Consider the following 24932-nt stretch of genomic DNA (forward strand, 5'->3'; position numbering starts at 1 on the left):
TCCATCGGCGGGTGGGCTCAGGTCACCGAAGCACACTAACCGGCGGATGCGGGAGAGCACCCGCGGGATGAGGATCCGCGGGTCGTGAGGGAACCGACGAGGCTTAGCTGGATGGGCTGGCGGATGCCGCGGCCGACGCCGAGGACGCCGCCGCCGACGACGACGCGGCCGCGATCGCCGACTGGCCCTGCGGGCTGGCGGCGGAGAAGCCCGGCTTGGTCGCCGAGGCGACGGGGTTGTCGCAGTTCAGCGAGACCAGCAGCTGCTGGGTCGGCGAACCCGACGTGTTCTCCGGCGCGGGGACCGTGCGCGGCACGGTGTTGACGACCTGGCAGTTGGGCTGGGTCAGCTGATCGCCCACGATGGTCGAGATGACCGGCGTGAGACCGGCGCCGGTGATCGCGGTCTGCGCATCGCTGTACTTCTGCCCGACGACGTCGGGGGTCGAGCCGGCTTGTGCGACACCGGCGCCCAGCAGCACGGCGCACGCCGCGGCGCTCGCGGTGAAGCCGAGACCCATGGTCAGGACGCGCATGTCAACCCCCTTCGGCGGGCCGGACGTGTCCGCTTCGTGCGATGACAGGTCATCCGGCTGGGAATGATCGTCACGAATCCACCCCGGCAGTCCCTGAAGCCCAGCTGAAAGGTTGGTGTGCGTTTGGAGGCAGCCGGCGTCACAGCCTGGCGGCGTAGCGTCCGAACGAGGCGGCGGGCCGACGACGAGAGGGGCAGCCATGGGCCGGACGGACGACGACACCTGGGACGTCACGGAGAGTGTCGGCGCCACCGCGCTGATGGTCGCCGGGGCCCGCGCCGCGGAGACCGAGAGCGCCGCGCCCCTGTTCCGAGATCCCCTTGCGCGCGTGTTCCTCGACGCCGCGGGCGAGGGGACGTGGAACGTCTTCGACCGCGCGGGCGGTGACGCCGACCCCGAGCTCGCGGGTCACCTTCGATCTCTGCTGGACTTCTTCGCCGCCCGAACGGCCTTCATCGACGACTTCTTCAGCGCCGCATCCGAAGCCGGGATCCGCCAAGTCGTGATCCTCGCGTCGGGCCTGGACTCCAGGGCGTGGCGGCTGCCGTGGCCCGACGGCACCCGCGTGTTCGAACTCGACCAGCCCAAGGTGCTCGCCTTCAAGGCCGCGACGCTGCGCGAGCACGGTGCGCAGCCCACCGCCGAGCGCACCGAGGTGGCGATCGACCTACGCCAGGACTGGCCAATGACGTTGCGGCAGAATGGTTTCGACGAGGCGGCGCCGACCGCGTGGTCGGTCGAGGGGCTGCTGCGCTACCTGCCGTCGCACGCGCAGGACCTGCTGTTCGAGCGCCTGCACGAGCTCAGCGCCCCGGGGAGTCGGGTGGTGGCCAACGCGCCCACCGACGACGCGGCCAGCCCGGACCGGGTCGCGCGGGAACGTGAACTGACGCAACGATTCTCGAGCGTCGCCAGCACTGGGGGCGCCACGACCGACGTCGCCGCGCTGTCCTACGCCGAGACGCGCACCGACGTCGTCGGCTGGCTTCGCGAGCACGGCTGGGAGGCCTCCGCCACGTCGGTGCCGGAGGCGGTCGCGCACTACCGCGGCCGGCCGGCAGCCGAGGCGGACGCCATCCCCAGCACGTTCATCTCCGGACGGCGACGAACGATCCACGACGAGGAGGATTCATGAAGGTCGTAGGCCTCGAAGAGCACTACGTCACGCGCGAGGTGGTCGACGCGTGGAATTCGCTGGACGCCCGCTGGCGAGATCCTGCGACGGCGGGTTCGACGACCGGTGACACCGGCCGCAGGTTGCTCACGCTCGGGGAGGAACGCCTGGCGGTGATGGACGACGCGGGCATCGACACCCAGGTGATGTCGCTGACCACGCCGGGGCTGTGGAACCTGGACCCCGGCGCCGGCGTCGCCCTGCAGAGCGCGAGCAACGACACCCTCGCCGATGCCGTGCGGCAGCACCCGGACCGGATGCGCGGTTTCGCGACGCTGGCGCTGCAGGACCCGACCGCCGCGGCCGCCGAACTGCAGCGCGCGGTCACCAGCCTGGACTTCGACGGCGCCCTGATCTTCAGCCGGGTGCGCGACCAGAGCATCGACCACACCGACTTCTGGCCACTCTTCGAGGCGGCCGAAGCGCTCGGCGCGCCCCTGTACCTGCACCCCCAGTCGCCACCGCCCGGCGTCCGCGAGGCGTACTACGGGGGCTTCGGCGACGTCGTCGACGCGGCCTTCGCCACGCACGGCGTCGGCTGGCACTACGACACGGGCGTGCAGTTGCTGCGGCTGATCCTGGCCGGGGTGTTCGACCGGTTCCCCGGTCTGCAGATCATCATGGGCCACTGGGGTGAGATGGTGCCGTTCTACCTCGACAGGATCGACCGGATGAGCGCCACCGCCGGCTTGCAGCGCAGCATCAGCGAATACGTCGCGACCAACGTCCACCTGACCCCCGGCGGTGTGTTCAGCCAGCGTTACCTGCGGTGGGCGCTGGACGTGGTGGGACCCGAACGCATCATGTTCGCCGCCGACTATCCCTTCGTCCCCACCGACGGCGGCAAGGCGCGGGGCTTCCTCGACGGCGCCGACCTCACCGACGCCCAGCGGGCGGCGATCGCCTCGGAGAACTGGGAGCGACTGCGGGCCGGCATCCGGCGCTGACGCAGCCCCGTCAGCCGAGCTGAATCTCGGTGAGCAGCGCCCGGTGATCGGAACCGGCGATGCCCGCGGTGCGGGCGCGCGTGGCCGTGCACCGCAGGGTGAGGACGTGGTCGATGACGAAGAGCGGCGGCGTCCACCTCCGGTGGTTGGGGAACGTCGCCGGGTAGCCGGCTCCAGCCTGGCGAACCGCGTCGGCGTAGCCGGCGAGACCATCGCGGAAGGGCCGCATGTCCAGCGTGCTGTTGAAGTCTCCGGCGACGATCACCGCGCCACCGTCGGCCCAGGCATCGGCCTCGCGCAACGTCGACGGCAGGGCCGCGAGATCGGCGCGCCAGCCGACGATGTCCACCGGGCTCTCCAGGTGCACCGCCACGACCGTGGGGTCGGTCGGGCAGCCGGGCACCTGCAGCCGTACCGCGAGGCACGGCATCAGCGGGCCCGGGAGGTGCCGGGTCTCGGTGATGGGGTGCTTGCTCCACACCCCGATTCCCGCCGCGCGGGGCCGGGTTTCGAGGAACCGGTGCGGGAACGCCTCGTCGAGGCCCGCCGCCGAGAAGCGGGCCGCGCAGTCCGCGGTGAGTTCCTGCACCACGAGGACGTCGGTGTGCGCCGCCGCCCAACCGACCAGGCTCGCGGCGTCCGCGCGACCGAACAGGACGTTGGCCGAGGTGACCCGCAGCGTCGCCGTCGTGGCGCGGCCGGGTTCGGTCCCGCCGAACGACGCCAGGTGCGGGCTCAGCGCGGCCGCGCCGAACGCGGCGGTCGCGAGCCCGGCTACCCGACTGCGGCGGTCGGCGGCCAGGGCCAGCCCGGTCACGGTGGCCGCGGTGCCGATCAGCGGCGCCGCCGCGGCGACGATCGCCGTGCCGCGCGACGGTTCGGTCGCCTGCCTGGCCGCCAGAGCGCGCACCACCGCCAGCGACGCCGCCGCGCCGAGTCCGCGGCGGACGAGCACCCCCGGCTCTCGGAGTTCGCCGATGGGGGCTGTCGCGTCGGCACGTTTCCTGGGCACGACAGCCGAAGATAGCGACGCCGTCCGGCCCAGCGGCTTCCGGGGCGCTGCCAATCGCTCGTGCCGGGTGCGCGGTGCGACGATGGACCCATGACCGCAACGCTCGTCGCGAAGAACGTGGCAGGCGGCTTCGCCCACCGCACGCTCTTCGAGGGACTCGACGTGACCGTCGCACCGGGTGACGTCGTCGGGGTCGTCGGCGCCAACGGCGCGGGCAAGAGCACGCTGCTGCGCATCCTGGCCGGTGACCTCGCACCCCTCGACGGTTCGGTCAGTCTGGCGCCCGCGGACGCGTTCGTGGGATGGCTGCCGCAGGAGCACGAACGGGTGCCTGGCGAGACCGTCGCCGCCTACGTCGCCCGGCGGTCCGGCTGCACCGACGCGACCCGGGCGCTGGACGCGACGGCGGCGGCGCTGGCGGACCCCGACCACACCCCGGCCCAGGCCGACGCGTACTCCGCGGCGCTCGACCACTGGTTGGCTTCCGGCGCAGCCGATCTCGACGAGCGGCTGCCCGCGGTGCTCGCCGACCTCGGGCTCGACGTGGGCGTGGTGCGGCCGGACGTCACGCCGATGACCGCGCTCTCCGGTGGTCAGGCCGCCCGGGTGGGGCTGGCCGCGCTGCTGGTGTCGCGGTTCGACGTCGTGCTCCTCGACGAACCGACCAACGATCTCGACCTCGACGGCCTCGCGCGGCTGGAGCTGTTCGTCCGCGACCTGCGCGGTGGCGTCGTGCTGGTGAGTCATGATCGAGAGTTCTTGGCGCGCACCGTGACTCGCGTGCTCGAGCTCGACCTCGCGCAGCACACCAACACCGTCTTCGGCGGCGGCTACGAGAGCTACCTGGAGGAGCGCGAGGTCGGCCGCCGGCACCGCCGCGAGCAGTACGACGAATTCGCCGAGAAGAAGGCCGATCTGGTGGCGCGCGCCCGTATCCAGCGGGAGTGGTCGAGCCAGGGTGTCCGCAACGCCATGCGCAAGTCCCCCGACAACGACAAGATCCGGCGCCGCGCGGCGACGGAGTCCAGTGAGAAGCAGGCGCAGAAGGTGCGCCAGATGGAGAGTCGGATCGCCCGGCTCGAGGAGGTCGTCGAACCGCGCAAGGAGTGGACCCTGGAGTTCACCATCGGTGCCGCGCCGCGGTCGAGCTCGGTCGTCGCGGTCCTCGACGCCGCGGTGGTACGCCACGGCGACTACGTGCTGGGACCCGTGTCGGTACAGGTCGACGCGGGTGAGCGGATCGGCATCACCGGTCCCAACGGGGCGGGCAAGTCGACCCTGCTGCGGCTACTCCTTGGCCGTCAGCGGCCCGACGAGGGGCGTGCGAGCCTCGGCGCGAACGTCGCGATCGGTGAGATCGACCAGGCGCGTGCGGACTTCACCGGCTCCGCCCGCCTCGTCGACCGCTTCGAGGAGCGGGTGCCGTCGTGGTCGACGGCCGACGTGCGCACCCTGCTCGCCAAGTTCGGGCTGCGGGCCGACCACGTCGAGCGCCCCGTCGACGACCTCTCACCGGGCGAGCGGACCCGCGCCGGCCTCGCGCTGCTGCAGGCGCGTGGCACCAACGTGCTGGTGCTCGACGAGCCGACCAACCACCTGGACCTCCCCGCCATCGAACAGCTGGAGCAGGCGCTCGAGAACTACGACGGCGCACTGCTCCTCGTCACGCACGACCGCAGGATGCTGCAGAACGTCCGACTCGACCGGCGGTGGTTGGTCGACGGCGGTGGGGTCACCGAGCTGTGAACCCTCACCAGGACAGGTCGGCGTCCGGCTCGACGTCGACCAGTCCGATCGAGTCCGCCGCCACGGTCAGCGTCGCCGAGAGCCCCGCTGCCTGAGTCGAATCACGCAAGCGGACATGGCCATTGGTCCACCGCCGTCGGCGGCTCACGGCCCACGTCGCCTGGACCACCACCCCCGCGGCGGCTCCGACGGTGCGGACCTCGCCGACGCCGGGTTCCCCGCAGCGCCTCAGCAGCTCGGCGAACGACCCGTCCGGCAGCAGCGGGCGTCCCGTGGTGCGAACCACGAAGCGGCACCGCCGCGCGAGGGCGTCGGGCACCGGGCCGGCGTGCACGCGCGGATCCTGCAGTCCCAGCTCGTCGAGCAATCCGGCCGCGGCGGGACCGGTCAGCCAGATCCCGACGTCCTCGCCCAGGAAGCCCGCCATCGTCGTGACGAGCGAACCCGCGCCGTGGGACGCGGTGTCGATCTCGACGCACGCGGCGGGGACGTCGTAGCGCAGGCCGAAGCGGCGCGCGGCGGGATCGGGAATCAGCCGAGCCATCGCCAGCGCCTCCCGGTTCTTGCCCGCAGCGCGTTCGGCGACGGGACGGTCACCCCAGTCGGGCCCGTCGTGCCAGGCGACCGCATCGCGGGCGTGGTGCAGCACGGCGCCACCCGCCATGGCGCGATGGGCGAATTCCCAATCCTCGCCGCCGTATTCGCGGAACGATTCGTCGAAACCGCCGACCTCATCGAAGAGCTCACGGCTGCAACACATCACGGCGCTGATGACGTGACGGTAGGAGGCGAGGTCGGCGTGCAGCAGGTCGGCGCTGGCGGCGTAGGCGTCGACCAGCCATCCGGGCTCGGGAAGGATCTCGGGACGGATCCGGCCGGCCCACCAGTCCTCGAGTGCGGCGGGCGAGAGGCCGGTGAGGTCGGCGTGGCGCCGTCGCGCGACCACGAGGGCGTCGGGCAGCAGCGACGGCAGGCGCACCAGGTGCCGCAGGTACCCGGGTTCGGGCACGGTGTCGGCGTCGAGGAAGCACAGCACGTCCGCGGTCGTGGCCGCCGCGCCGAGATTGCGCGCGGCCGCCGCCCGGAAACCCCGGTCCTCCTGCCGCACCGCCCTGACGTTCAGCGCCGCACCGGTGACGTCCGGGGCATTCGCCGACCCGTCGTCGGCCACGACGACCTCGATGAGATCACTTGCGTAGTCCTGCAATTCGAGGGCCCGAAGCACGAGTGCCAACTGAGCGGGCTGCTCGTAGTGGGGGATGACGACGCCCACCCGGACCGCGCGCGACGGCTCCGCGGCGAGCAGATCCCACCGGTTGCCGGGCACGACGAAGCGGCCGTCGGTGAGCGGCAGCGGTCCGGTCATCCGTGCACGGCGCCCAGCACGCGTCGGTAGGCCGCGCCGGCTTCCTCCCACGAGGGCGTGCAGACCGTACCGGGCGGCAGCCATGTCGCGGTGGGGTCGGCCAGCGCGGCGCGCAGTGCGTCGGCGAGAGCGCCGGGCCGATCGTCGAAGAGCCACAGGGCCTTTGGATTGCGCTGGGCGATCTCGCGGGTGTAGCGGGTGGCGGGCGCCAGCGGCCGTCGGCCCGCCGAGAGCCAGGAGTTCAGCGAGCCCGACGCCGACACGTGCCGGTGGTGCACGACGGGCACGGTGACCGATCTCAGCAGGGCGGGCAGATCGTCGTCGGTGACGTACCCCGTCGTGACGAACGGACGACCCTGGGCGCGGGCGAGTTCCTCCAACTCGACGATCAGGTCGTCATGCCCCGCGGAGGGTTCGCCGACGGCGAGCAGCCGGACGTCGGGCGGCAGGCCCTGCATCGCGTGGAGGACTTCGTCGTGGCCCTTGCCCGGGTAGACGAATCCGAAGACGGCCACCGACCGGTCGGCCGTCGCCTCCCACTGCCCGATGACGGGGGCGGCGATGGGGAGCGGTACGACCGCTGTCGCGTCGCCAATGCCGATGTCGCGCAACAATTCTCGTTCGTGTTCACTGCTGACGACGATGCCGTCGACGGCCGCGGCCAGCGCGACGTACCCGCGGGCCCGCGTCGCGTAGTTGGTGAGATCGCACAGGTGCGGGAGGTCGTGCAGGGTGACCGTCACCCGCCCCCCACCGCGGTGGACACCGGCCGCCAGCCGGTCGACGACCGCCGCCGCCTGGACCGCATCGGCGCCGAATAGGCGATCGGTGAACTGCAGGTGCACCCCGCACCCGGCGGGCACCGCGTCGCCGGGAAGCTCGGCCGCGGGGCCGGTCCAGCGCTGCAGCGCGGCGAAGCCGTCGGACCACGCGGCGTGCAGCTCCACCCCGAAGCGCACGACCCCGTGCTGCTGCGGGCCGATCACCAGGTGGACGAGCGGACCGGTCGACGACGCTGCGGTCACCGCACCGCCCCGCCCACGGGCAGGCCCAGCAGGTCGATCGTCGTGCGGTGCCGCTCGACGGCCAGGCGCAGGAAGTCGGGATTGTGCTGATACCAGGTCATTTGGGTGCGGTGCACCCGTTGGGGGTCGATCGTCTCGCCGTCCAGCCACCAGTCGCTGCGGGGCTGCCCGGCGATGCCGAGCGCATCGAGCACTCGCTGTTCCAGCGGCACGAAGACCGAGCCGAGCAGGGGGCGATCGCCCAGCGCGGCATCGGTCAGCTCCTCGCGCACCCCCAGCTCGGCGAGCACCCGACGGCCGAGCGCCGCGAGCACGACGTTGCCGGGATGGTTGATGGCGTGCGCGGCGTCGGTGCCCGCGTCGGCGAGTACGTCGGACACCCCGACGTCGGTGTCGCGCCGCTCCCGCGCGGCGAGGGCGGCCGTGCTCTCCTGCGCCACGGCACGGAACCGGTCGGGCTCGACCTCGACGTCCCACGGGTCGTCCAGCGAGCGGCCGGCCAGCGCGGCCGCGATCGTGCGGAGGTCGTGATAGGGCACCACGGGCGGGACCACCGACCGGTCGGCGGGGTGGCGGACGATCACCTGGAACGGGTAGAGCCCGGCGTATCGAATGACAGGCCAGCGCAGCACCGTCGCCCCGGCCGGCACCATCGCCGCGGTTTGCAGCGAGCCCAGCGGCAGGTCGCGGTAGTCGGTCCTGATCGGCTGGGTGAGCAACACCGCCGCCCGGCTCAGCAGCGCGTGCAGGTGGGGGATGTCGTCCGCGGTCAGCTCGTGCACCGGGGGCACCCGGACCGTGCGATAGGGCGGGTCGTCCACGGCGTCGAGCGTCAGCCGCAGCGCCTCGGCCTGACAGTTGCCCAGCACCACCCACAGCGGACGCCCGGTGTCGTCGTCGGCAGGAGGGTCGTAGAACCCGCCGTAATGCCGCCGTCGGCCCTGATCGGTCACCTCAGCGAGGGTAGCTGTCGGCGAGCTGATTGCATCGCGGGCCCGTGGGTAACTCATCGGGGCACGCGTCAGGAAGGAAGAACCGTCACATGGTCCAGTCACCCCAGGTCTCACCGCCGCAGTCGGCGTTCGCCGACGAGGTCTCGAGCTGGTCGGACATCCCCGGCTGGTTCCACTGGCGGGAGGGCCAGCAGGAGGCCGTCGCCACGTTCCCCGAGGGCAGCACCTTCGTCGAGGTCGGTTCCTATCTCGGTCGCAGCCTGTGCTCGCTCGCCGACGTCGTCCAGACGGCGGGCCGCGACTTCACGGTCGTCGGCATCGACACCTGCCGGGGCAGCGGCGCGGAGGGCCGGGCCAACGAGAACGCCCACGGACCGGCCGTCGACCACGGCGGCGGCACGTTCGCCGGTCTGCTGCACCGCAACATCGTGTCGTGCGGTTTCGCCGATGCCGTGCACGTGTTCATCAGCAGCTCGCCCAAGGCCGCCGACTTCTTCGTCGACGGCTCGCTGGCGTGGGTGCACCTCGACGCCAGGCACGACTACGACAGCGTCGTCGGCGACATCGAGGCGTGGGCGCCCAAGGTGATGTCCGGCGGTTGGCTCTCCGGTGACGACTACGACGACCGGTACTGGCCCGGCGTCGTCGCCGCGGTCGGGGACACCCTGCCCGACGCGCAGGCCTGGCTGACGGCGCAGTGGCGGTGGCTCAAGCCCTGACCCGCTAGCGTCCGGCCGGCCACCATCGCATCGACTTGGTGATCTGCGCGAAGTTGAACTGCCACCGCTCGACGATGCGGAAGCCCATCCGGAACGGGATCTGGTAGACGGGCACCGACCCGAGCCGGGGTCCCGGCGCCAGTGCGACGCCGCTCTCGTGCGCGGGTCGCGTCCAATCATGTTCGGACACAGTCCAAATCACCGAGCAGCGGCGCAGCCGGTCCTGCACGGTCCAGACCGGGACGAAGCCGTCCCAGAGCCGGTCGGTGGTGGTGGCACGGGCTCCGCGGCCCAGATCGACGAGCCCACGGTAGGCCGCGGGGCGCGAGGCGAGCAGGGGACGGATGGGTCCCGGCTTCCACGACGTGGTGTTGTCCAGCAACAGGCAGTCACCCGGATGGGCATGCCGGGTGACGACGTCGGCGATCTCGCTGTAGTCCATCCCCTCGCGCTTGTACGGAGCACGTTGTACGAGAACGTAATTCGGCGCCGCCGCGACCGCGAGGACGAGCAGCAGCAGGGCCGCCGGACCCGGTGACCGCGCGATCCGCGCGACGCACGCGCCCAGCAGCAGGGCCACCGCGGGCGAGGTGAAGCACAGGTAGCGCGGGTAGTAGATCGGCGCGGCGAAGACGGTGAAGAGCAGCAGCGTCGCGGTGGGAATGGCCATCCACGCCACCGCGAGCACCGTGAGCCGTCCGACCCCCGGCCCGGCGGGGGGAGCGCCGAGCAGCCGGGACAGCACCGCGGCGACGACGAGGACGCCCCCGATGATCGCGAATGGCGTACTGCCGTCGAAGTATTGGTTCTGGAAGACCTCGATGACGGTGTCGTGGTTCAGCGGCGAGATCCACGCCACCTGCCCCATTTGCGTGCGACTGAACAACAGGAACGGTGTCGCCAGGCCCGTGCCGACGGCGGTCGTCACCACCCAGCACGCGACGGCGGCGCGCCGCGGCGACAGGACCGCCAGCCCCACGGCGTACACGGCGACGAGCAGCACCATGAACGCATTGAGCAGGATCGCGGCCACCAGCAGCAGCAGGTAGAGCAGCCAGTGCCACGGCCGATTCCGGCGGATCGCGACCACCAGCACGACCGTCAGCCACACCGCGGCCATCGCGGTGAACGCATACGACCTGGCCTCGACGCCGGCCCACGTCGTGCGGGGCAGCACGGCGAAGACGACACCCGCGCACACGGCGACCGGCCGGTCGCAGAACTTCCGGGCCAGGACGACGACACCCGCGCCGGCCACCCCGACCGCGAGACAGCTCGGCGCCCGCGACGAGAACTCGGTGACCGGGACGAGCGCGAACCAGCCATGCATGACGTAGTAGTAGAGGCCGTGGACGGCGTCGATGTGCTGCAGGAGTCGCCACAGCGCCGTCAGCGGGCGCGTCGCCGCCGAGATCGTCGCGGCTTCGTCGAACCACGACGACGGTCGGCTCGCGCCGGCCGCGCTGATCCCGATCGTCAGGATCGCGACGAGGACCGGGTCCCAGCCCGGCCGCAGCCGGTGCGGCCGGGCGACCTCGTCCGCTGCTGCGACGGCCTCTGGTGCCACCGCGGCGTCGGACATCACGAGCGACAATGCGGTGCTCCCCACGGCAATGCGACGGCCGGATCCTCGGCTCGCGGGTGACGATATACCTCTGTCCTGCGTCCCGCCGTCGACGGTGACCGGTGAGACGGGTTCCCTGCGGGCGCCGGAAACGTGGGTCTGAGATACCCGGGTCGCGGCGCCGATAATCTGCCCGTTCGCTGGCCGCTTCGGCGCAACGGTAGCGTCGACCCGTGAACTCTCCCCGCATCTCCCGTCCCCTCACGCTCGCGGCCTGCACCGCCTCGATGGTCGTGGCGCTCGCCGCGTGCGGCTCCGCGACTGACACGGCCAAGGCTGCGGGCACGTGCCCGTCGGTGGCGCCGGCCTCCGCCACCCCGCAGTGGACACTGCCCGGCACGACCGGCAGCGTCGCGGTCACCGGTTCCACGGACACGACGGCCCCGGTGGTCACCGTGACGCCGCCGTTCAGCGTCAGCCAGACCCAGGTCCACGTGCTGCAGGCCGGTGACGGCCCGGTGGTGGCCCCCACGGCCACGGCCTCGGTCTGCTACGTCGGCGTCAACGGTCGCGACGGGTCGGTGTTCGACAGCAGCTATCAGCGCGGCACGCCGGCGGACTTCCCGCTCAACGGGGTGGTGGCGGGATTCCAGAAGGCCATCGTCGGCCAGAAGGTCGGGTCCACCGTCGCCGTCGCCATGACCTCAGCCGACGGCTACCCCGACGGGCAGCCGGCCGCGGGCATTCAGCCGGGCGACTCGCTCGTCTTCGCCATCAAGATCCTCGGCGCCAACTAGAGACCGGCGCCGGCGATGATCGTGGCCTTCAGCATCACCCCGGCCGGCGGTGACGACGACGGCGGCGTTAGTGCCGCCGTCGCCGAGGCCGTGCGCGTGGTGCGGGCGTCCGGGCTGCCGAACGAGACCAACGCGATGTTCACCAACGTCGAGGGTGAATGGGACGAGGTGATGGCGGTGGTCAAGCAGGCCGTCGACGCCGTGGCCGCGCACACACCGCGCGTGAGCCTGGTGCTCAAGGCCGACGTCCGTCCCGGTTTCACCGGCCAGCTCACCGCCAAGGTGCAGCGCATCGAGGACGCGCTGAACGACTGAGCGGGCTACTGACCCGCGTTGCGGGCCAGGTCGATGGCGAACTGGTCGGAGAAGCGGCCCGCGCCCGGCGCCCCCTGCCCGCACGACCCGTCGGACTCGCCGGGGCGCTTCACCCACAGGTAGGCGTCGGCGTGCGCGCCCGCCGTCGCCGTGGTCGGCGGGACACCGAGCGCCCGGCCGCTGGGGTTGCACCAGCTCAACGGCGAATCCGGAGCCGGGCCCGCGCCGTTGCGCGAGGTGTCGATGACGTAGTGCGCCCCATTGGTCAGCCCGGAGATCGCCTCGCCGTAGCCGGTCTCCTCGTCGGTGGTGAAGAAGTTCGCGGTGTTGAGGCTGAAACCGCGGGCCCGGCCGACGTCGACCTGGTTCAGCCGCGACGCCATCTCGTCGACGCTCGTCCACCGCGAGTGACCGGCGTCGACGTAGACGGCGGTCGCCGGGTTGTTCGACAGCGTGTCGACGGCATAGCGGATCAGGTCGTAGCGCTCCTGGCGCTGATCGCCCGACAGGCAGCCGGCCATGGCGAGGGCGTCGGGTTCGAGGATGACCGTCGCCGGGCCACCGCCGATGTCACCCGCGACGGTGTCGATCCACGACTTGTAGGCAGCACCCGACCCGAAGCCGCCCGCGGAGAAACTGCCGCAGTCGCGGTGCGGAATGCCGTAGAGCGCCAAGATCGGCATGGTGCCCGCGGCCTGGGCGGCGCTGATGTACTTCGCGTCGACGGCGGGCGTCGAGAGCTGGTCCATCCAGTACGCCTGCGGCGTGTTGGCGATCGCGGTCAGCTCCGGGCTCGGCGGCTGGGCGCTCTGCGCTGCGCGCATGGCCGCCGAGGACGGATTGACGTAGAAGTTCTGTCCCGCAAGCGGATTGGCGTCGTCGACGAGGCGCACCGCCTGGGTGGAGGTGAGCGGCGTCGGCTCTGCCAACGTGCCCGTGGCGACGACGACCGCCGCTGCCAAGAGGGGAGTGATCCACCGCGCGAACGCGCCAACACCTGAGGACGTCACTCAGGGGAAAGTAGTTGGCGCGCTCGATATTCGCCAATCACGACGAGATCGACGGCGCTCCAGCAGGACCGTCGACTCGGGTCGACGTCGCCCTGCGGTCAGGTCAGGGCGGGGGTGCGCGGCCGGACCGGTCGGGCCGGGCGGACGGGCACGGCGACGGGTGCGGCCGTGGCGGCACGCTGCCTGCGGCGCACGTCGCGGTTGATGCGGCGGTTGAGGAGACGCTCGTCGCGCGCGGTCAGCGACCTGCTCTTCTCGACGAGGAGTTCGAGCTGCTGCCAGCTCAGCCCGTCGAGGTCGCCGTCGGCGTCGTGCGTGGCGACGACGACGCCGCCGCGGAGCAGGGGAACCGAACGGCCGTTGAACGAGGTGGTGCTCAGCAGGATCTCAGTGGCGCCGCGGTTGATGCGGCGCTGGCAGCCGGCCGGTGTCGAGCTGAACCAGAAGTCGAATTGGTTGTCGGCACTGGTCAGGCACTGCAAGCCCTGGGCATGGACGAGCTGGTCGATGTCTGCCTTGGTGTAGGCGCGGGTCTCATAGACGGCGCCGTTGGCGCTGAAGTAAAGGACGGTGTTCATGAGGGGCTTCCATTCGGCTCTTTCATTGCGTGATGTGGTCACGCCGGCGCACCGGCGCTGTTAACAGAGTTACCCATGTGACAGAAGAGGCAAACTTGGATAACGATGTCAAAACGCTGCCGAGACGGTAGGGGCCTCACCCCCTCTTGCGCACCCCTCTTTTTCCACCCTCTTTCTCACCCCTTCTCGCCCCGCCACACCCGGTGCCTCACCCGGTGGTCGCGAGGTAGTCCGCACCCCCGACGTAGACGATCCCGGTCGGCATGGGCGTCGTCACGGCGTTGGCGATGGCGGACGCGAACTGTCCGACCGTGGGCAGCGGTGCGACGCTGCGACGTGCCTCGACGGCGCCCGGATCGCGCCGCTCGAGGAGCCGCACGATGATCGTGCCGTCGATCATGTCGCCGGACACCACCGAGAGGTGAATGCCGGCGCGCTCGAGCTGCGGACGCATGGTGTACAGCGCCGTCTCCCCGGCGCGCTTGCTCGCCGCGACCGCGGAGTAGCCCTTGGGCACCGCCTTGTGGGGGAAGAAGTGCGCCTGGTGACTGGTCACGAAGACGATGCGGCCGCCGGCCGGGAGCAGCGGCATCGCCAGCCGGGCCAGCCGTCGCTGCGCATCCCGGTTGAGGCGCATCGCGTAGCCCGGGTCGGCACCCAGCTCGAGCCCGCCCGAGGCATTGAGGATCAGCGCGTCGAGTCGACCGAAGCGCGCCGCAATGGTGTCGATCATGGCGGCGGCCGCCGCGCCGTCGGAGATGTCGGCGGCCATCGTGGAGGCGTTGCCACCCGCGGCGCGCACCGCGTCGGCGATGGTCTCGGCGCGGGCGGCCTTCTCGCGGTAGTTGACGATGACGTGGGTGTCGGCGCTGGCGAGGCGCTGCGCGACCTCGGCGCCGACGCCCCTCGATCCACCGGTGATGAGGACGATCCTCTGGGGTGCACGTGCCATGTCGGGTTCCTTCCGTCGGTGGCGCCGTCGGCGTCGGAACCCACGGTACGCGCATTATTAAGAAAAATAAGGCTTAAATAAGGTCACGATGAGGTATTGATCGACCAGGCGTCACGTCGAGAGGAGACCGGGTGAGCGATCCGCCCCCGCTGACCGACGACGGCCACTACCGCGTGATCGGTGGTCGGCGCTGGCGCGCCACCGATCCCGAGATCCCCGAGGAGCGGCGCGCCGAACTCACCGCGATCCTGATGGCGTGGCGTCGAGAAGTGCGGCGCACCAAGGGAACCGACGAGGAGAAGGGGGCCAGGGCCGGCGTCCAGGCGAGCAAGGTCGCGTTGGGCGAACGGGGCAGGCCGCCGTGGTGGGAGCAGACCGACGGCGAGCGTCGCGCGCGGTGGTCGGCGGACGTGCCGCGCCCGGGGGACTAGGCCCGCCGGTTGGCCCAGCCGTCGTCGTTGTGGGCCAGCAGCGCCAACGCGCGGTCCCACGCCGTGGCGCGGTGTCGGTCCAGTCGCCACCGCACGCCGACTGCCGCCAGCCCGCCGGCGATGACGATCAGGACCCACACGGTCCAACCCACGCTGATCGCGCTGACCCGGACGTCGGTCGGCGTCAGCGGCGCCGGCACGACGCGCCCCGCGGTGTCGAGCCACACCGTCAGCGGTGCGCCCGTCGCAACGACGCCGGGGCTGACGACCTCCTCGGTGCGCACCCGGTTGCCCTCGTGCCATTGCACGGGGACCGTGACCGGAGCGTCGAAGTCCGTCGGCATGCCCGTACTGCCCTGCAGCACGACGGCCTGCACGGAGTGCCGTGTCGCCTCCTGCTCGGCGACGAGGTGAAGGTGGGACCGGTACGTCGAGTCCTCGACGTGGGCGGCGAACGGAACGGCCAGGATGGCGAGCACCAGCGCGGCGAGGACGACGAGCGCCTCGACGCGGTCACTGCGGCGCACGATGGGGTTGCCGCCGCAGGCGCCGAGCCACCAGCGGACCCGGCTAGCAAATGGTCGACCGGTCATCGAGATAGCTCGGACGGGGGCCGGACGATTCCGAAGGACACCCCTATCATGCTGACACCGGGACCGTCGATCCGCCAACTGCTGCAGCGTGGAGGCGATGGACGTCACAGTGCGGGCGGGTCTTGGCCGGGAGTCGGTGGCTGCGTCGGTCGCAGGCACACGGTGACGATCGTCCGCTCCGGCAAACATCCCTCACGGAGTGATGACGCGCACCGGGGCACCGGCGTCGAACGCCAGGATGTCCTCCACGGCGTCGCGGTAGAACACGCGGTAGGCGTCGGTAGTGACGTACCCGATGTGGGGCAGCAGCAGCGTGTTGGGGAGCGACCGCAGCGGGTCGTCGAGCGGCAGCGGCTCGACGTCGTACACGTCCAGACCCGCCCCGGCGATGCGCTGCTCACGCAGGGCGCTTATCAGTGCGTCACGGTCGACGATCGGGCCGCGTGACGTATTCACCAGGTACGCAGTCGGTTTCATCAACGTCAGGTCGGCCGCCCCGACCATGCCGCGGGTGCCGTCGGCGAGCGGGACGTGCACCGTGATGACGTCGGCCTGCCCGAACAGCTCGGCCTTGGTGACGGCGCGGACGCCGTGTTCGGCGGCGCGCTCGGCGGTCAGGTGCGGCGACCAGGCGATGACCGACATGCCGAAGGCCTGTCCCAGGCGGGCCACCGGGATGCCGAGCCGTCCCAGCCCCACGATGCCGAGGGTGGATCCGGACAGGCCGGGTCCGATGGTGTGCTGCCAACCGCCGCGGCGGACGGCGGCGTCCTCCTGCGCGAAGTTGCGGGTCAGCGCGATGATCATGCCCATGGTCAGCTCCGGCATGGCGTTGCCGGAGCCGCCCGTCCCGCACACCGTGATCCCTCGCCGCGCGGCGGCCGCCACGTCGATCGACGCGTTGACCATGCCGGTGGTGACGAGTAGCCGCAATGCCGGAAGGGCGTCGAGGACCGACGCGGGGAACGGGGTGCGCTCGCGCATCGCGACCACGACCTCGCTCTCGCGCAGCCGGTCCACCAACTCGGCGGGGTCGGCGATGTGTTCGCCGATGACGTCGACCGTGTGGGTCTCCTGCACGGCCGACCAGTCGGTGCTGCTCAGGGCGACGCCCTGGTAGTCGTCGAGAACGGTGACGGTGGACACGCGGGCTCCTCGCGCTAGACGTCCGGGGTGCTCCCGGTGACCTGGAAGACGACGCGACGACCGATGGCGGCCGCGTGGTCGGCGAAGCGTTCGTAGAACCGGCCGAGCAGGGTGACGTTCACCGCGGCGGCGACGCCGTGGCCCCACTCCCGATCCATCATCAGGGTGAACAGATGCCGGTGGAGCTGATCCATGGCGTCGTCGTCGCGACCGATCTGCGCGGCCTTCTCGGGATCGCGGGACAGCACCACGTCCCTGGCGTTGTTGCCGAGGTCGACGGCGATGCGGCCCATCTCGGCGAAGTAGCCGTTCACCTCCTCGGGCAGGGCGGGCGCGGGATGGCGGATGCGCGCGATCTTGGCGACGTGCAGCGCCAACCCGCCCATCCGCTCGGCGTCCGCGACGTTCTGCATCGACGTGACGACCACGCGCAGGTCACCGGCGACGGGAGCCTGCAGGGCCAGCAGGAGCAGGGAGGCCTCCTCGGCGTGCAGCTGCATCCGGGTGAGGTGCTCGTGGTCGGTGATCACCTGCTCGGCGAGTACCAGGTCGGCCTGCAGCAACGCCTGCGTCGCACGCTCCATCGCCAGACCCGCCAGGCCGCACATCTGGCTCAGCGACCCGGTCAGCGAGTCGAGCTCGGCGTGGAAATCGTTGCGCATGGCACTCTCCTACTCGGGGCACTAGTACCCACCCCGGATCGGGGCAATCGCGCACCCGCCGCCGGATAGCGTGCAGGGATGGATGCAGTGACCATCATCACGGGCGGCGCGGGTGGAATGGGCGTCGCCACGGCCACGATCCTCGGTGCCCAGCGCCGGGTGGTGCTCTGCGACGTGCGGCGGGACCGCCTCGAGCAGGCCGCCGTCGCACTGCGCGAGCGCGGGATCGAGCCGACGCTCGTCGAGGCCGACGTCACCGACCGGTCCGCAGTGCGCCGATCGTTCGAGACCGCGGCGAGCCTCGGGTCGATCGCCTCGGTCATCCACACCGCCGGCGTGAGCCCGAGCATGGGCGACGCCGACTACGTGATGCGGACCAACGCGCTCGGCACGATCAACGTCGACGAGGTCTTCTACGAGTCGGCCGACGCGGGTGCCGCGATCGTGAACGTCGCGTCGATGGCGGCACACCTGCTGCCGCCCGAGCTGATCCCGTCGGACCGATTCCCCCTGGCCCCGCGGGACGAGGCCGCCTTCGTCGAGGCGATGCGGAAGACCTGCGACGCCATCCCACCGGACGCGCGTCCGGGCTTCGCCTACGCCGTGAGCAAGAGCTTCGTGGCCTGGTACACCACGTCGCAGGCCGAGCGGTTCAACGCACGCGGGCTGCGGATCGTGTCGGTGTCACCGGGATCGGTCGACACGGAGATGGGGCGGCTGGAGGCGGAGGCGGGCGCCGGTGCGATGGTCGCGGACTTCGCCGTCCCGCGGTGGGGCCGGGCCGACGAGATGGCCGAGTTGTTCGCCTTCTGCGCGAGCGACCGGGCCGGCTACCTGACGGGCACCGACATCCTCTGCGACGGCGGGGTGGTCGCCTCGATGAGGGAGCGGGCCAGGGTCGCCGGCGCCGGCTAGGTCGCTAGGCCGCCGACGCCGAGTTGATCTGCTTGGCGACGAAGGCTGCCGCCTGGTCGGCCGTCCCGTTGTCCTTGTAGGCGCTGTGCGCCGACCGGTCGAGACCGCCCGCGTAGCAGACCGGGTCGCCGACGTTGCACTCCTGCACGGTCTTGGCCGCGTAGAGGTGCCCGATCGTGATGGGCGGCGCACTGCGGTCGACCAGGTTCAGGAACCACTGGTCGGGGGTGCCGAACAGGGCCACGGCCGCGACGTGCTTGGCGACCGAGGGCGGCATCGGCCCGGTGATGCTGTCCGGCAGCGCCAGTCCGGCGGGCACGGCGTCGAACGTCGTGTACCCGGCGACCGCCGCGCCCTGCGAGTAACCGCCCAGCACGATCTTGGTGTCGGGGCAGCTCGCGGCGAGCTGCTCGACCTTGTTGCTGGCGTCCGCGACGCCCTGGGCGGCGGCCTGGAAGTCGAGTGACGCGGGGTAGTCGACGGCGTAGACGCCGACGGGTGCGCCGCCCAGCTGTGCGTTGAGGGAGTCGATGAACGCCTGGCCGGTCGCGCCGACCCCGGGCGCCTCGAAGGTGCCGCGGGCGAAGACGACCTCGACGGCCGAGCAGGACGCGTCCTGAGCCGAGGCCACGCCGGCCGCCTGCGGGCCGACGAGCGCCGCGGCGCCGAGGGTGGCGGCGGCCAACCAACGCCGCCAGTGCGTCGTGCGAGAGGTGGGGGTGGATGTCGCTGCGGTGTTGGCGGTCATGAGCGTGCCTCTCGATGGGTGTGTGCGGACGTCTGGAGGCGTCCGCCGTCAGCGCCACGACGCAGCGGTGCTGAACTCCACCAGGGCTAACCGCCAACGGCCAAAACCCATTCCTGCCTGCGCGAAGAAGTGGCGGCCGCCACGCCCCCGGCGCTGGCTCGGGCCCCCAAACCACCATCGCCTGCGGTGCACGAGGGCACCGCAGGCGATGGGGTAGGACGTCCTAGCGATTAGCCGCCCGTGCCGACGCACACGGGACCGGCGCACGCACCTGCGCCACCGGGTCCGGCGCTGGCACCCGCACCGGGCACGCCGGCGCTGGCACCGCCGGGTCCGGCTCCGGCGCCCGTGCCGCCCGCACCCGCGGTCGCGCCACCGGGTCCGGCACCTGCGCCCGCACCGGGCACGCCCGCGGACGCGCCACCGGGTCCGGCGCCTGCACCCGGCCCCGTCGTGCCGGTGCCCGCGGGTGCGGTCGCCGTCGCGCTCGGGGTCATGGTCGTGGTGGCCGTCGTGGTCGTGGTGGTCGTCGTGCTGCTGGTGCTCGAGGAACCGCCGTTGTCGCTACCGCCGCACGCCGCAGTCAGCGTGCTCAGGGCGATGACGGCCGCGATGCCCGCCGCGGCGGAGAATCGACGGGTCTTCCGGGTGTCGGTCATGGTGGCACTCCAATTCTGTGTGTCTAACCCTTGCTGGCGCGTGTTACCCGCAAACGCACGATCTCATGCATGATCGGCCGGATTGCCTGCCACCGGACGATGGCGCGGCGGGTGGGGCCGCGCCGCCGCGGGTCCCACCGGTCCGTCGCGAAAGTGCTTGACAGCCAAGCACTTGACCCTATCGCCAGGTCACGGCGCAGGCCGGTCGGCGAGGATGCCCGCCCGGCGCGGTTCACGTACGGTGGGCCGCAGCACCGGCCGAGGCGCCCCCGACGGTCACGCCGGTGCCTCGGGTCGGCGCCGTGACACGTTGCGCGCCAACCACTTCCGTCGTCGCGACCGGTATCGTGCCGAACCGGCGGACGCCCGGTGCCCAGGAACGTCGACCGGAAGGATCGCCAGGTGGTGAGCAATCCCGGCTGCGAGCCGGCCGTGCCGAGACGGACCGCGCTCAAGCTGCCGTTGGCGCTCACCGGTGCGGCGGCGCTGGCGGGCGCGCCGCGGGCAGCGGCGGCGGAGGGGCGGGCCCGCTGGTCGGTCGAGCAGGCCAACGCGTGGTACCGGGCGCAACCCCGGCTCCTCGGCGTCAACTACATCCCGGCCAGCGCCGTCAATCAGCTCGAGATGTTTCAGCCCGCCACCTACGACCCGCAACGCATCGACATCGAACTGGGCATGGCGCACCGCCTGGGGTTCAACGCGGTGCGCGTGTTCCTGCACGATCTGCTGTGGACCCAGGACAGACGCGGATTCCTGCGCAGGCTGCTGCAGTTCACGACGATCGCGGCCCGGTACGCCATCAAGCCGCTGTTCGTGTTCTTCGACTCCTGCTGGGATCCGCACCCGAAGGCCGGCCCGCAGCACGCGCCGGTGCCCGGCGTGCACAACTCGGGCTGGGTGCAGAGTCCCGGTGCCGATCGTCTCGGCGACCCGGGCTACCGCGCCGTGCTGAAGGACTACGTGACCGGGGTGCTGACCCAGTTCCGCGGTGACGCCCGGATCCTCGGGTGGGACCTGTGGAACGAACCGGACAATCCCGCCGACGTGTACCGCGCGGTCGAGCGGCCCGACAAGATCCGGCTCGTCGAGGACCTCCTGCCGCAGGTCTTCGACTGGGCCCGCGCGGTCGATCCGGTGCAACCGCTGACCAGTGCGGTCTGGCAGGGCGCGTGGGCCGACCCGGCGCGGCGCAGCGCCATCGCAAGCATCCAGCTGGACCAGTCCGACGTCGTCTCGTTCCACTCCTACGCCGACCCGGTGGCCTTCGAGGGCCGCATCGCCGAGCTCGCGCCGCTGCAGCGCCCGATCCTGTGCACCGAGTACCTAGCCAGAACGCTGGGCAGCAGCGTCGAGGGGGTCCTGCCGGTGGCCGTACGGCACGGCGTCGGGGCGTTCAACTGGGGTCTGGTCGCGGGCAAGACCCAGACCTACCTGCCGTGGGATTCCTGGGACCATCCGAACCCCACGCCCGCACAGTGGTTCAGCGATCTGCTGCAGCCCGACGGGCGGCCGTACCGCGACAGCGAGGTCAAGACCCTGCGCGGCGTGACACCGCTACTGCGTGCGAAGTAGGTGCCCGACGGACTGCTCGGGAACGATCAGTACCGGGGTGGCCGAATGCGCGACGACGGCGGCGGCGACGCTGCCCTGCAGATGGCCCAGCAGCCCGTCGCGCCGATGGGGACCCAGCACGATGATGCTCGCCTCGTGGTCCTCGGCGGCCTCGACGATGCCCTGCCACGTCGGCGACGCCTCGACCGCGATGCTCCTGGCGTTGAAACCGGCCTGCTCGGCCAGCTCGGCACCGCGCGCAGCGGTCCGCTCGGCGGCCTGCTTGACCTCGACGGCGCGGTCGGCGTCGAAGTGCGTCGCGTCGACCGGGGTGAACCCGACGTCGACGGGCTGCCACACGCAGACGACCAGCGCGTCGCGCCGCGGCGCGAGCTGAGCGGCGGCCCGCCCGATCGCGGACGCCGCGAGGTCGGAACCGTCGTAGGCGATGAGCACGACACCGGTCGGACCGGGCGTCCCGTCGAGATCGGAGGCCGGCGTCGGCGCGAACACGGGAGCGGCGGGGGTGCGCGACGGCAGGCCCGGCCGCAGTCGCGCCACAAGCGGTGGGGAGTACCACGCGGGGTCGTCGCCGTCGAGGAACTGGTCGAGATCGGGTCGCTGCGGCCGGGCGCCGCTGAGCGCGTAGATCGCCACGCCGAACAGCGCGCCGCCCACCGCGAGGCCCAGGCCGATCCAGAGTGCGTCGTCGGTACCCCTGGTGAGGTCGGTCGAGACCGTCGCGGCGTAGTGGGCCAGGATCGGCGCGACCATGAACGCGGCGACCGCGCGGAACAGCTCGATGATCGCGAAGACCCGCTGCAGGCTGTTGGACCGCAGCGAGAAACCCGCGACGAAGAGGGCCGGGGCGACGGTCGCGCCGAGGGCCAGACCGGTGAGCAGCGACGCGAGCAGCAGCAGCGGCTGATTGGTGGGCAGGGCCACCTTGAACACCGCGATGCCGACCGCCAGCAGGACCATGCCGACCAGGGGCAGGTAGTGCATGGCCCGCCGGGTGATGACGATGCCGAACACCCCGGCCATGATGACGGCGCCGGCGAGCTCGGGCAGGTACAGCATCCCGACGTGCACCGGGCTGTAGCTCTGCAGCAGCACGTTCGCCGTCAGCGCGGTCGCCGCGACCGAGGACGCCGCCGCGAACAGTGCGACGCCGACTCCGGCGACCGGGATGGCGCTGGTGAGCAGCGTGCGCACGGTCAGCAGCGGGCGGCTGGCCCGGAACTGGTAGACGACGAGCCCCACGATGAGCGCCAGGCCACCGAACATCGGCACGGTCACCATGAGGTCGTCGAACCCGTGGGTCGTGAGCTGGGAGGCGCCGACGAAGGCGGCCGCGCAGCCGACGGCCGCCATCCCGATGGCCCGCAGATCGCGCGGCGCGTCGAGGTCGGCGGGCGGGGCGTCCTCGAACGTCAGCGCCGCCATCACCAGCGCGAGCACGGCGACGCCGGCGATGATCCAGAACAGCGGCCGCCATGCGTGGGCCTCGGCCTGCACCCCGCCGAGGAACGGGCCGAGCGCGACCGCGCCGAACACGCACATGTTCATGATCACGGCGGTGTTGCGCAGCTTGTCCTTCGGGAAGCCGATCGTCAGCGGCGGGGCGGCGGCGATCAGCAGCATGCTGGTGGCCAGCCCCTGCAGGACGTGGCCGCCGATGAACATCGGCGCGTTCACCGCGGCCGCGGAGAGGATCGAACCGACCGCGAGCACCACGGCGTACGCCAGCAGCATCCGGCGTTGCGGAAGGTGCTGGGCGAATTGGACGGCGAGCACGGTGCCGACGGCGTAGGCCGCGTTGCCGAGCCCGGAGCCCAGGCTCATGGTCTGGGCGGTGGTGCCGAGCTGTTCGGTGATGATCGGGACGAGCGGATCGATCGCGGCGGACAGCGCGAGGTACGGGATGAGTGCGAGGGTGACCATGGCGGCCACCGCGAAGTAGCGCCCGGCGAGGGGCCCCTGACGCATTAGCCGACCCCGATGCCGTCGGTCAGCCGGATGGACGTCGGGATCGGGGCGGGCACACGTGCCTCCAACTTCTGCTCGGCGGAATCAATTCCCGCACGGACGGTCTTCGCGAGTGGCTGTTCGCGCCCGAAGCACCATCGATCCCGGCCCAACCTATAGTGACCCTAGCTAAACGTTCGCGGTGCGGCCCAGCGTGGGGTCGCGCCTCCCAGCGATGGCGCCTTCCCGGTGACGAACCCCGTACGCGAGGTGCTCCGCCACGGCGATCTGAGCTGGCCAAGCCAAAGTGCCTGTGATGCAACGACATACCGTTCCCGCCCCGCCGACCCCCGATGCCGACGCGGCGGCGCCACCCACGCCGCAGGTGCGACTCGGGCTGGTGACCGTGATACTCGCCACCGCATGCGGGCTCGCCGTCGCGAACATCTACTTCGCGCAGCCGATCCTCGACCTGCTCGCCGACTCGTTCCACACCAGCCAGTCGGCCGCGACGGCGGCGGTGACGCTGGTGCAGATCGGCTACGCGATCGGTCTGGTCCTGCTGCTGCCGATGGGCGATCTGGTGGAGAACCGTCGATTGACGTCGGGGCTGCTCGTGGTGACGGCGGTGGCGCTGGTGGCTGCGGGGACGGCGCAGCACCTCGGCGTCTTCCTGGTGGCGTCGGTGTTCGTCGGCCTTACCTCGGTGGTGGCCCAGATTCTGATTCCGTTCGCGGCGCACCTCGCCCCCGAGGCCAGCCGGGGCCGCATCGTCGGCTGGGTGGGCAGCGGTCTGCTGTTGGGAATCCTGTTGGCGCGCACCATGTCCAGCTTCGCCGCGGCCGCGTGGGGCTGGCGGGCCATCTTCTTCATCTCCGCGGGTCTGGTGCTGGTGATGTCGGTCGTGCTGGCGCGGGTGTTGCCCGCCCGCAGGCCCGACCACACCACCGGCTACGCGAGCCTGATGGCGTCGGTGTGGGACCTGGTGCGCACCCAGCCCGCGCTGCGCAGGCGGGCGCTGTGCCAGGCCTTGCTGTTCGCCTCGTTCAGCGCGTTCTGGACGGGCATCGCCTACCAGCTGATCGCCGTGCACCACTTCGACCAGACGCAGGTCGGGCTGTTCGCCCTCGTCGGGGCGGTCGGGGTGGTGGCGTCACCGGTCGCGGGCCGCATCGCCGACCGCGGCGACCGCCTGGCGAGCGGAGTCGCCCTGCTCATTGCGACGGCCGCGATGGTCGTGGCCGGCTGGGGTGCGGACAGCGTGGTCGCCCTCGGGGTCGCGGCGGTGCTGCTCGACGTCGGCATGACGGCCCATCAGGTGTTGAGCCAGCGCGAGATCTATCAGCTCCGCCCCGATGCCCGCGCCAGGATCAACACCGTCTACATGGGTGGCGTGTTCGGCGGCGGTGCGCTCGGGTCGGCGCTCGCGGGCGTCCTGCACGGTCGGTGGGGTTGGCACGGCATCGCGATCGCCGGGATCGCGCTGTCGGCAGCGTCGTTCGCCGTGTGGGCGACCAGCCGGTTGAGGAGCCGGCGGCGTGTCGCGCAACCGATCGGAGAATAGTG

25 protein-coding genes are annotated in these 24932 nt (G+C 71.6%); 10 read left to right on the forward strand and 15 right to left on the reverse strand.

Annotation, left to right across the window (positions count from 1 at the left end; translation table 11 throughout):
• Nucleotides 1-103 precede the first annotated feature (103 nt).
• Nucleotides 104-535 (reverse strand): PASTA domain-containing protein, encoded by a 432-nt coding sequence (locus G6N60_RS01340; RefSeq protein WP_246240172.1) that lies wholly within the window; start codon nucleotides 533-535, stop codon nucleotides 104-106.
• Nucleotides 536-734: 199 nt separating this feature from the next.
• On the opposite strand from G6N60_RS01340, the gene G6N60_RS01345 reads away from it, so the two are divergent.
• Nucleotides 735-1670, forward strand: coding sequence for a class I SAM-dependent methyltransferase (locus tag G6N60_RS01345; RefSeq protein WP_163731456.1), 936 nt, complete (start codon nucleotides 735-737; stop codon nucleotides 1668-1670).
• The gene (locus tag G6N60_RS01350) at nucleotides 1667-2656 is read left to right on the forward strand and encodes an amidohydrolase family protein (protein WP_163731460.1); all 990 of its coding nucleotides are present in this window, start codon (nucleotides 1667-1669) and stop codon (nucleotides 2654-2656) included. Before G6N60_RS01345 ends, G6N60_RS01350 begins: the two co-directional genes overlap by 4 nt.
• A gap of 10 nt (nucleotides 2657-2666) precedes the next feature.
• On the opposite strand, the gene G6N60_RS01355 is transcribed toward G6N60_RS01350, so the two are convergent.
• The gene (locus G6N60_RS01355; RefSeq protein WP_163731463.1) at nucleotides 2667-3668 is read right to left on the reverse strand and encodes an endonuclease/exonuclease/phosphatase family protein; all 1002 of its coding nucleotides are present in this window, start codon (nucleotides 3666-3668) and stop codon (nucleotides 2667-2669) included.
• Between the two features lie 90 nt (nucleotides 3669-3758).
• Between G6N60_RS01355 and G6N60_RS01360 the strand changes: the two genes are divergently transcribed.
• Nucleotides 3759-5414 carry an ABC-F family ATP-binding cassette domain-containing protein gene (locus G6N60_RS01360; protein ID WP_163731466.1) on the forward strand — a complete coding sequence of 552 codons (1656 nt, stop codon included), beginning with the start codon at nucleotides 3759-3761 and terminating at the stop codon, nucleotides 5412-5414.
• A 4-nt stretch (nucleotides 5415-5418) separates the two neighbouring features.
• Here G6N60_RS01360 and G6N60_RS01365 read toward each other — a convergent pair whose 3' ends face one another.
• The 3 genes from G6N60_RS01365 to G6N60_RS01375 are packed head-to-tail and all read right to left on the reverse strand — an operon-like array spanning nucleotide 5419 to nucleotide 8758.
• Nucleotides 5419-6780, reverse strand: coding sequence for a glycosyltransferase family 2 protein (locus tag G6N60_RS01365; protein WP_163731469.1), 1362 nt, complete (start codon nucleotides 6778-6780; stop codon nucleotides 5419-5421).
• The gene (locus G6N60_RS01370; RefSeq protein WP_163731472.1) at nucleotides 6777-7805 is read right to left on the reverse strand and encodes a glycosyltransferase; all 1029 of its coding nucleotides are present in this window, start codon (nucleotides 7803-7805) and stop codon (nucleotides 6777-6779) included. The genes G6N60_RS01365 and G6N60_RS01370 overlap by 4 nt, the downstream gene beginning before the upstream one ends.
• Nucleotides 7802-8758: a WcbI family polysaccharide biosynthesis putative acetyltransferase gene (locus G6N60_RS01375; RefSeq protein WP_246240175.1), complete on the reverse strand. Its 957-nt coding sequence runs from the start codon at nucleotides 8756-8758 to the stop codon at nucleotides 7802-7804. The genes G6N60_RS01370 and G6N60_RS01375 overlap by 4 nt, the downstream gene beginning before the upstream one ends.
• 89 nt (nucleotides 8759-8847) lie before the next feature.
• On the opposite strand from G6N60_RS01375, the gene G6N60_RS01380 reads away from it, so the two are divergent.
• Complete coding sequence (locus G6N60_RS01380; RefSeq protein WP_163731478.1) at nucleotides 8848-9477, forward strand: class I SAM-dependent methyltransferase; 630 nt, start codon at nucleotides 8848-8850, stop codon at nucleotides 9475-9477.
• A 4-nt stretch (nucleotides 9478-9481) separates the two neighbouring features.
• Here the strand turns inward: G6N60_RS01380 and G6N60_RS01385 are convergent, their stop codons facing one another.
• The gene (locus G6N60_RS01385) at nucleotides 9482-11059 is read right to left on the reverse strand and encodes a glycosyltransferase family 39 protein (protein WP_163731481.1); all 1578 of its coding nucleotides are present in this window, start codon (nucleotides 11057-11059) and stop codon (nucleotides 9482-9484) included.
• A gap of 215 nt (nucleotides 11060-11274) precedes the next feature.
• On the opposite strand from G6N60_RS01385, the gene G6N60_RS01390 reads away from it, so the two are divergent.
• Together G6N60_RS01390 and G6N60_RS01395 are read left to right on the forward strand one after the other, a co-directional pair.
• Nucleotides 11275-11838, forward strand: coding sequence for an FKBP-type peptidyl-prolyl cis-trans isomerase (locus G6N60_RS01390; RefSeq protein WP_179969622.1), 564 nt, complete (start codon nucleotides 11275-11277; stop codon nucleotides 11836-11838).
• A gap of 15 nt (nucleotides 11839-11853) precedes the next feature.
• Nucleotides 11854-12153, forward strand: a complete 300-nt coding sequence (locus tag G6N60_RS01395) for a thiamine-binding protein (protein WP_163731484.1) — start codon at nucleotides 11854-11856, stop codon at nucleotides 12151-12153.
• Nucleotides 12154-12158: 5 nt separating this feature from the next.
• Here the strand turns inward: G6N60_RS01395 and G6N60_RS01400 are convergent, their stop codons facing one another.
• From G6N60_RS01400 to G6N60_RS01410, 3 genes are all read right to left on the reverse strand, one after another.
• Nucleotides 12159-13163 carry a glycoside hydrolase family 6 protein gene (locus tag G6N60_RS01400; protein ID WP_163731486.1) on the reverse strand — a complete coding sequence of 335 codons (1005 nt, stop codon included), beginning with the start codon at nucleotides 13161-13163 and terminating at the stop codon, nucleotides 12159-12161.
• Between the two features lie 98 nt (nucleotides 13164-13261).
• Entirely contained in the window at nucleotides 13262-13741 is a 480-nt protein-coding gene (locus G6N60_RS01405) for a hypothetical protein (protein ID WP_163731490.1), read from the reverse strand.
• 208 nt (nucleotides 13742-13949) lie between these two features.
• Nucleotides 13950-14693, reverse strand: a complete 744-nt coding sequence (locus tag G6N60_RS01410; protein ID WP_163731494.1) for an SDR family oxidoreductase — start codon at nucleotides 14691-14693, stop codon at nucleotides 13950-13952.
• 131 nt (nucleotides 14694-14824) lie between these two features.
• Here G6N60_RS01410 and G6N60_RS01415 point away from each other — a divergent pair, with 131 nt between their 5' ends.
• Nucleotides 14825-15124, forward strand: coding sequence for a hypothetical protein (locus G6N60_RS01415; RefSeq protein ID WP_163731497.1), 300 nt, complete (start codon nucleotides 14825-14827; stop codon nucleotides 15122-15124).
• On the opposite strand, the gene G6N60_RS01420 is transcribed toward G6N60_RS01415, so the two are convergent.
• From G6N60_RS01420 to phoU, 3 genes are all read right to left on the reverse strand, one after another.
• Nucleotides 15121-15717 carry an Rv1733c family protein gene (locus tag G6N60_RS01420; protein WP_163731500.1) on the reverse strand — a complete coding sequence of 199 codons (597 nt, stop codon included), beginning with the start codon at nucleotides 15715-15717 and terminating at the stop codon, nucleotides 15121-15123. The two genes, G6N60_RS01415 and G6N60_RS01420, sit on opposite strands and share 4 nt — an antisense overlap.
• Nucleotides 15718-15909: 192 nt before the next feature.
• Nucleotides 15910-16863, reverse strand: coding sequence for a D-2-hydroxyacid dehydrogenase family protein (locus G6N60_RS01425; RefSeq protein WP_163731502.1), 954 nt, complete (start codon nucleotides 16861-16863; stop codon nucleotides 15910-15912).
• Nucleotides 16864-16877: 14 nt separating this feature from the next.
• Nucleotides 16878-17525 carry a phosphate signaling complex protein PhoU gene (gene phoU, locus G6N60_RS01430; RefSeq protein WP_163731504.1) on the reverse strand — a complete coding sequence of 216 codons (648 nt, stop codon included), beginning with the start codon at nucleotides 17523-17525 and terminating at the stop codon, nucleotides 16878-16880.
• 78 nt (nucleotides 17526-17603) lie between these two features.
• Between phoU and G6N60_RS01435 the strand changes: the two genes are divergently transcribed.
• A complete protein-coding gene (locus G6N60_RS01435; RefSeq protein ID WP_163731507.1) occupies nucleotides 17604-18440 on the forward strand; it encodes an SDR family oxidoreductase in 837 nt (278 codons plus the stop codon).
• Between the two features lie 4 nt (nucleotides 18441-18444).
• Here G6N60_RS01435 and G6N60_RS01440 read toward each other — a convergent pair whose 3' ends face one another.
• Together G6N60_RS01440 and G6N60_RS01445 are read right to left on the reverse strand one after the other, a co-directional pair.
• Nucleotides 18445-19188, reverse strand: coding sequence for a cutinase family protein (locus G6N60_RS01440; protein ID WP_163731510.1), 744 nt, complete (start codon nucleotides 19186-19188; stop codon nucleotides 18445-18447).
• A 230-nt stretch (nucleotides 19189-19418) separates the two neighbouring features.
• Nucleotides 19419-19847, reverse strand: coding sequence for a hypothetical protein (locus G6N60_RS01445; protein WP_163731514.1), 429 nt, complete (start codon nucleotides 19845-19847; stop codon nucleotides 19419-19421).
• 432 nt (nucleotides 19848-20279) lie between these two features.
• Between G6N60_RS01445 and G6N60_RS01450 the strand changes: the two genes are divergently transcribed.
• Nucleotides 20280-21419 (forward strand): glycoside hydrolase 5 family protein, encoded by a 1140-nt coding sequence (locus G6N60_RS01450; RefSeq protein WP_163743267.1) that lies wholly within the window; start codon nucleotides 20280-20282, stop codon nucleotides 21417-21419.
• Here the strand turns inward: G6N60_RS01450 and G6N60_RS01455 are convergent.
• Nucleotides 21402-23387 (reverse strand): MFS transporter, encoded by a 1986-nt coding sequence (locus G6N60_RS01455; RefSeq protein WP_163731517.1) that lies wholly within the window; start codon nucleotides 23385-23387, stop codon nucleotides 21402-21404. The two genes, G6N60_RS01450 and G6N60_RS01455, sit on opposite strands and share 18 nt — an antisense overlap.
• Nucleotides 23388-23682: 295 nt before the next feature.
• On the opposite strand from G6N60_RS01455, the gene G6N60_RS01460 reads away from it, so the two are divergent.
• The gene (locus G6N60_RS01460; RefSeq protein WP_163731520.1) at nucleotides 23683-24930 is read left to right on the forward strand and encodes an MFS transporter; all 1248 of its coding nucleotides are present in this window, start codon (nucleotides 23683-23685) and stop codon (nucleotides 24928-24930) included.
• Nucleotides 24931-24932: the final 2 nt, after the last annotated feature.

Origin of the sequence: Mycolicibacterium madagascariense, from assembly GCF_010729665.1 — a bacterium.
GTDB classification, from domain to species: domain Bacteria; phylum Actinomycetota; class Actinomycetes; order Mycobacteriales; family Mycobacteriaceae; genus Mycobacterium; species Mycobacterium madagascariense.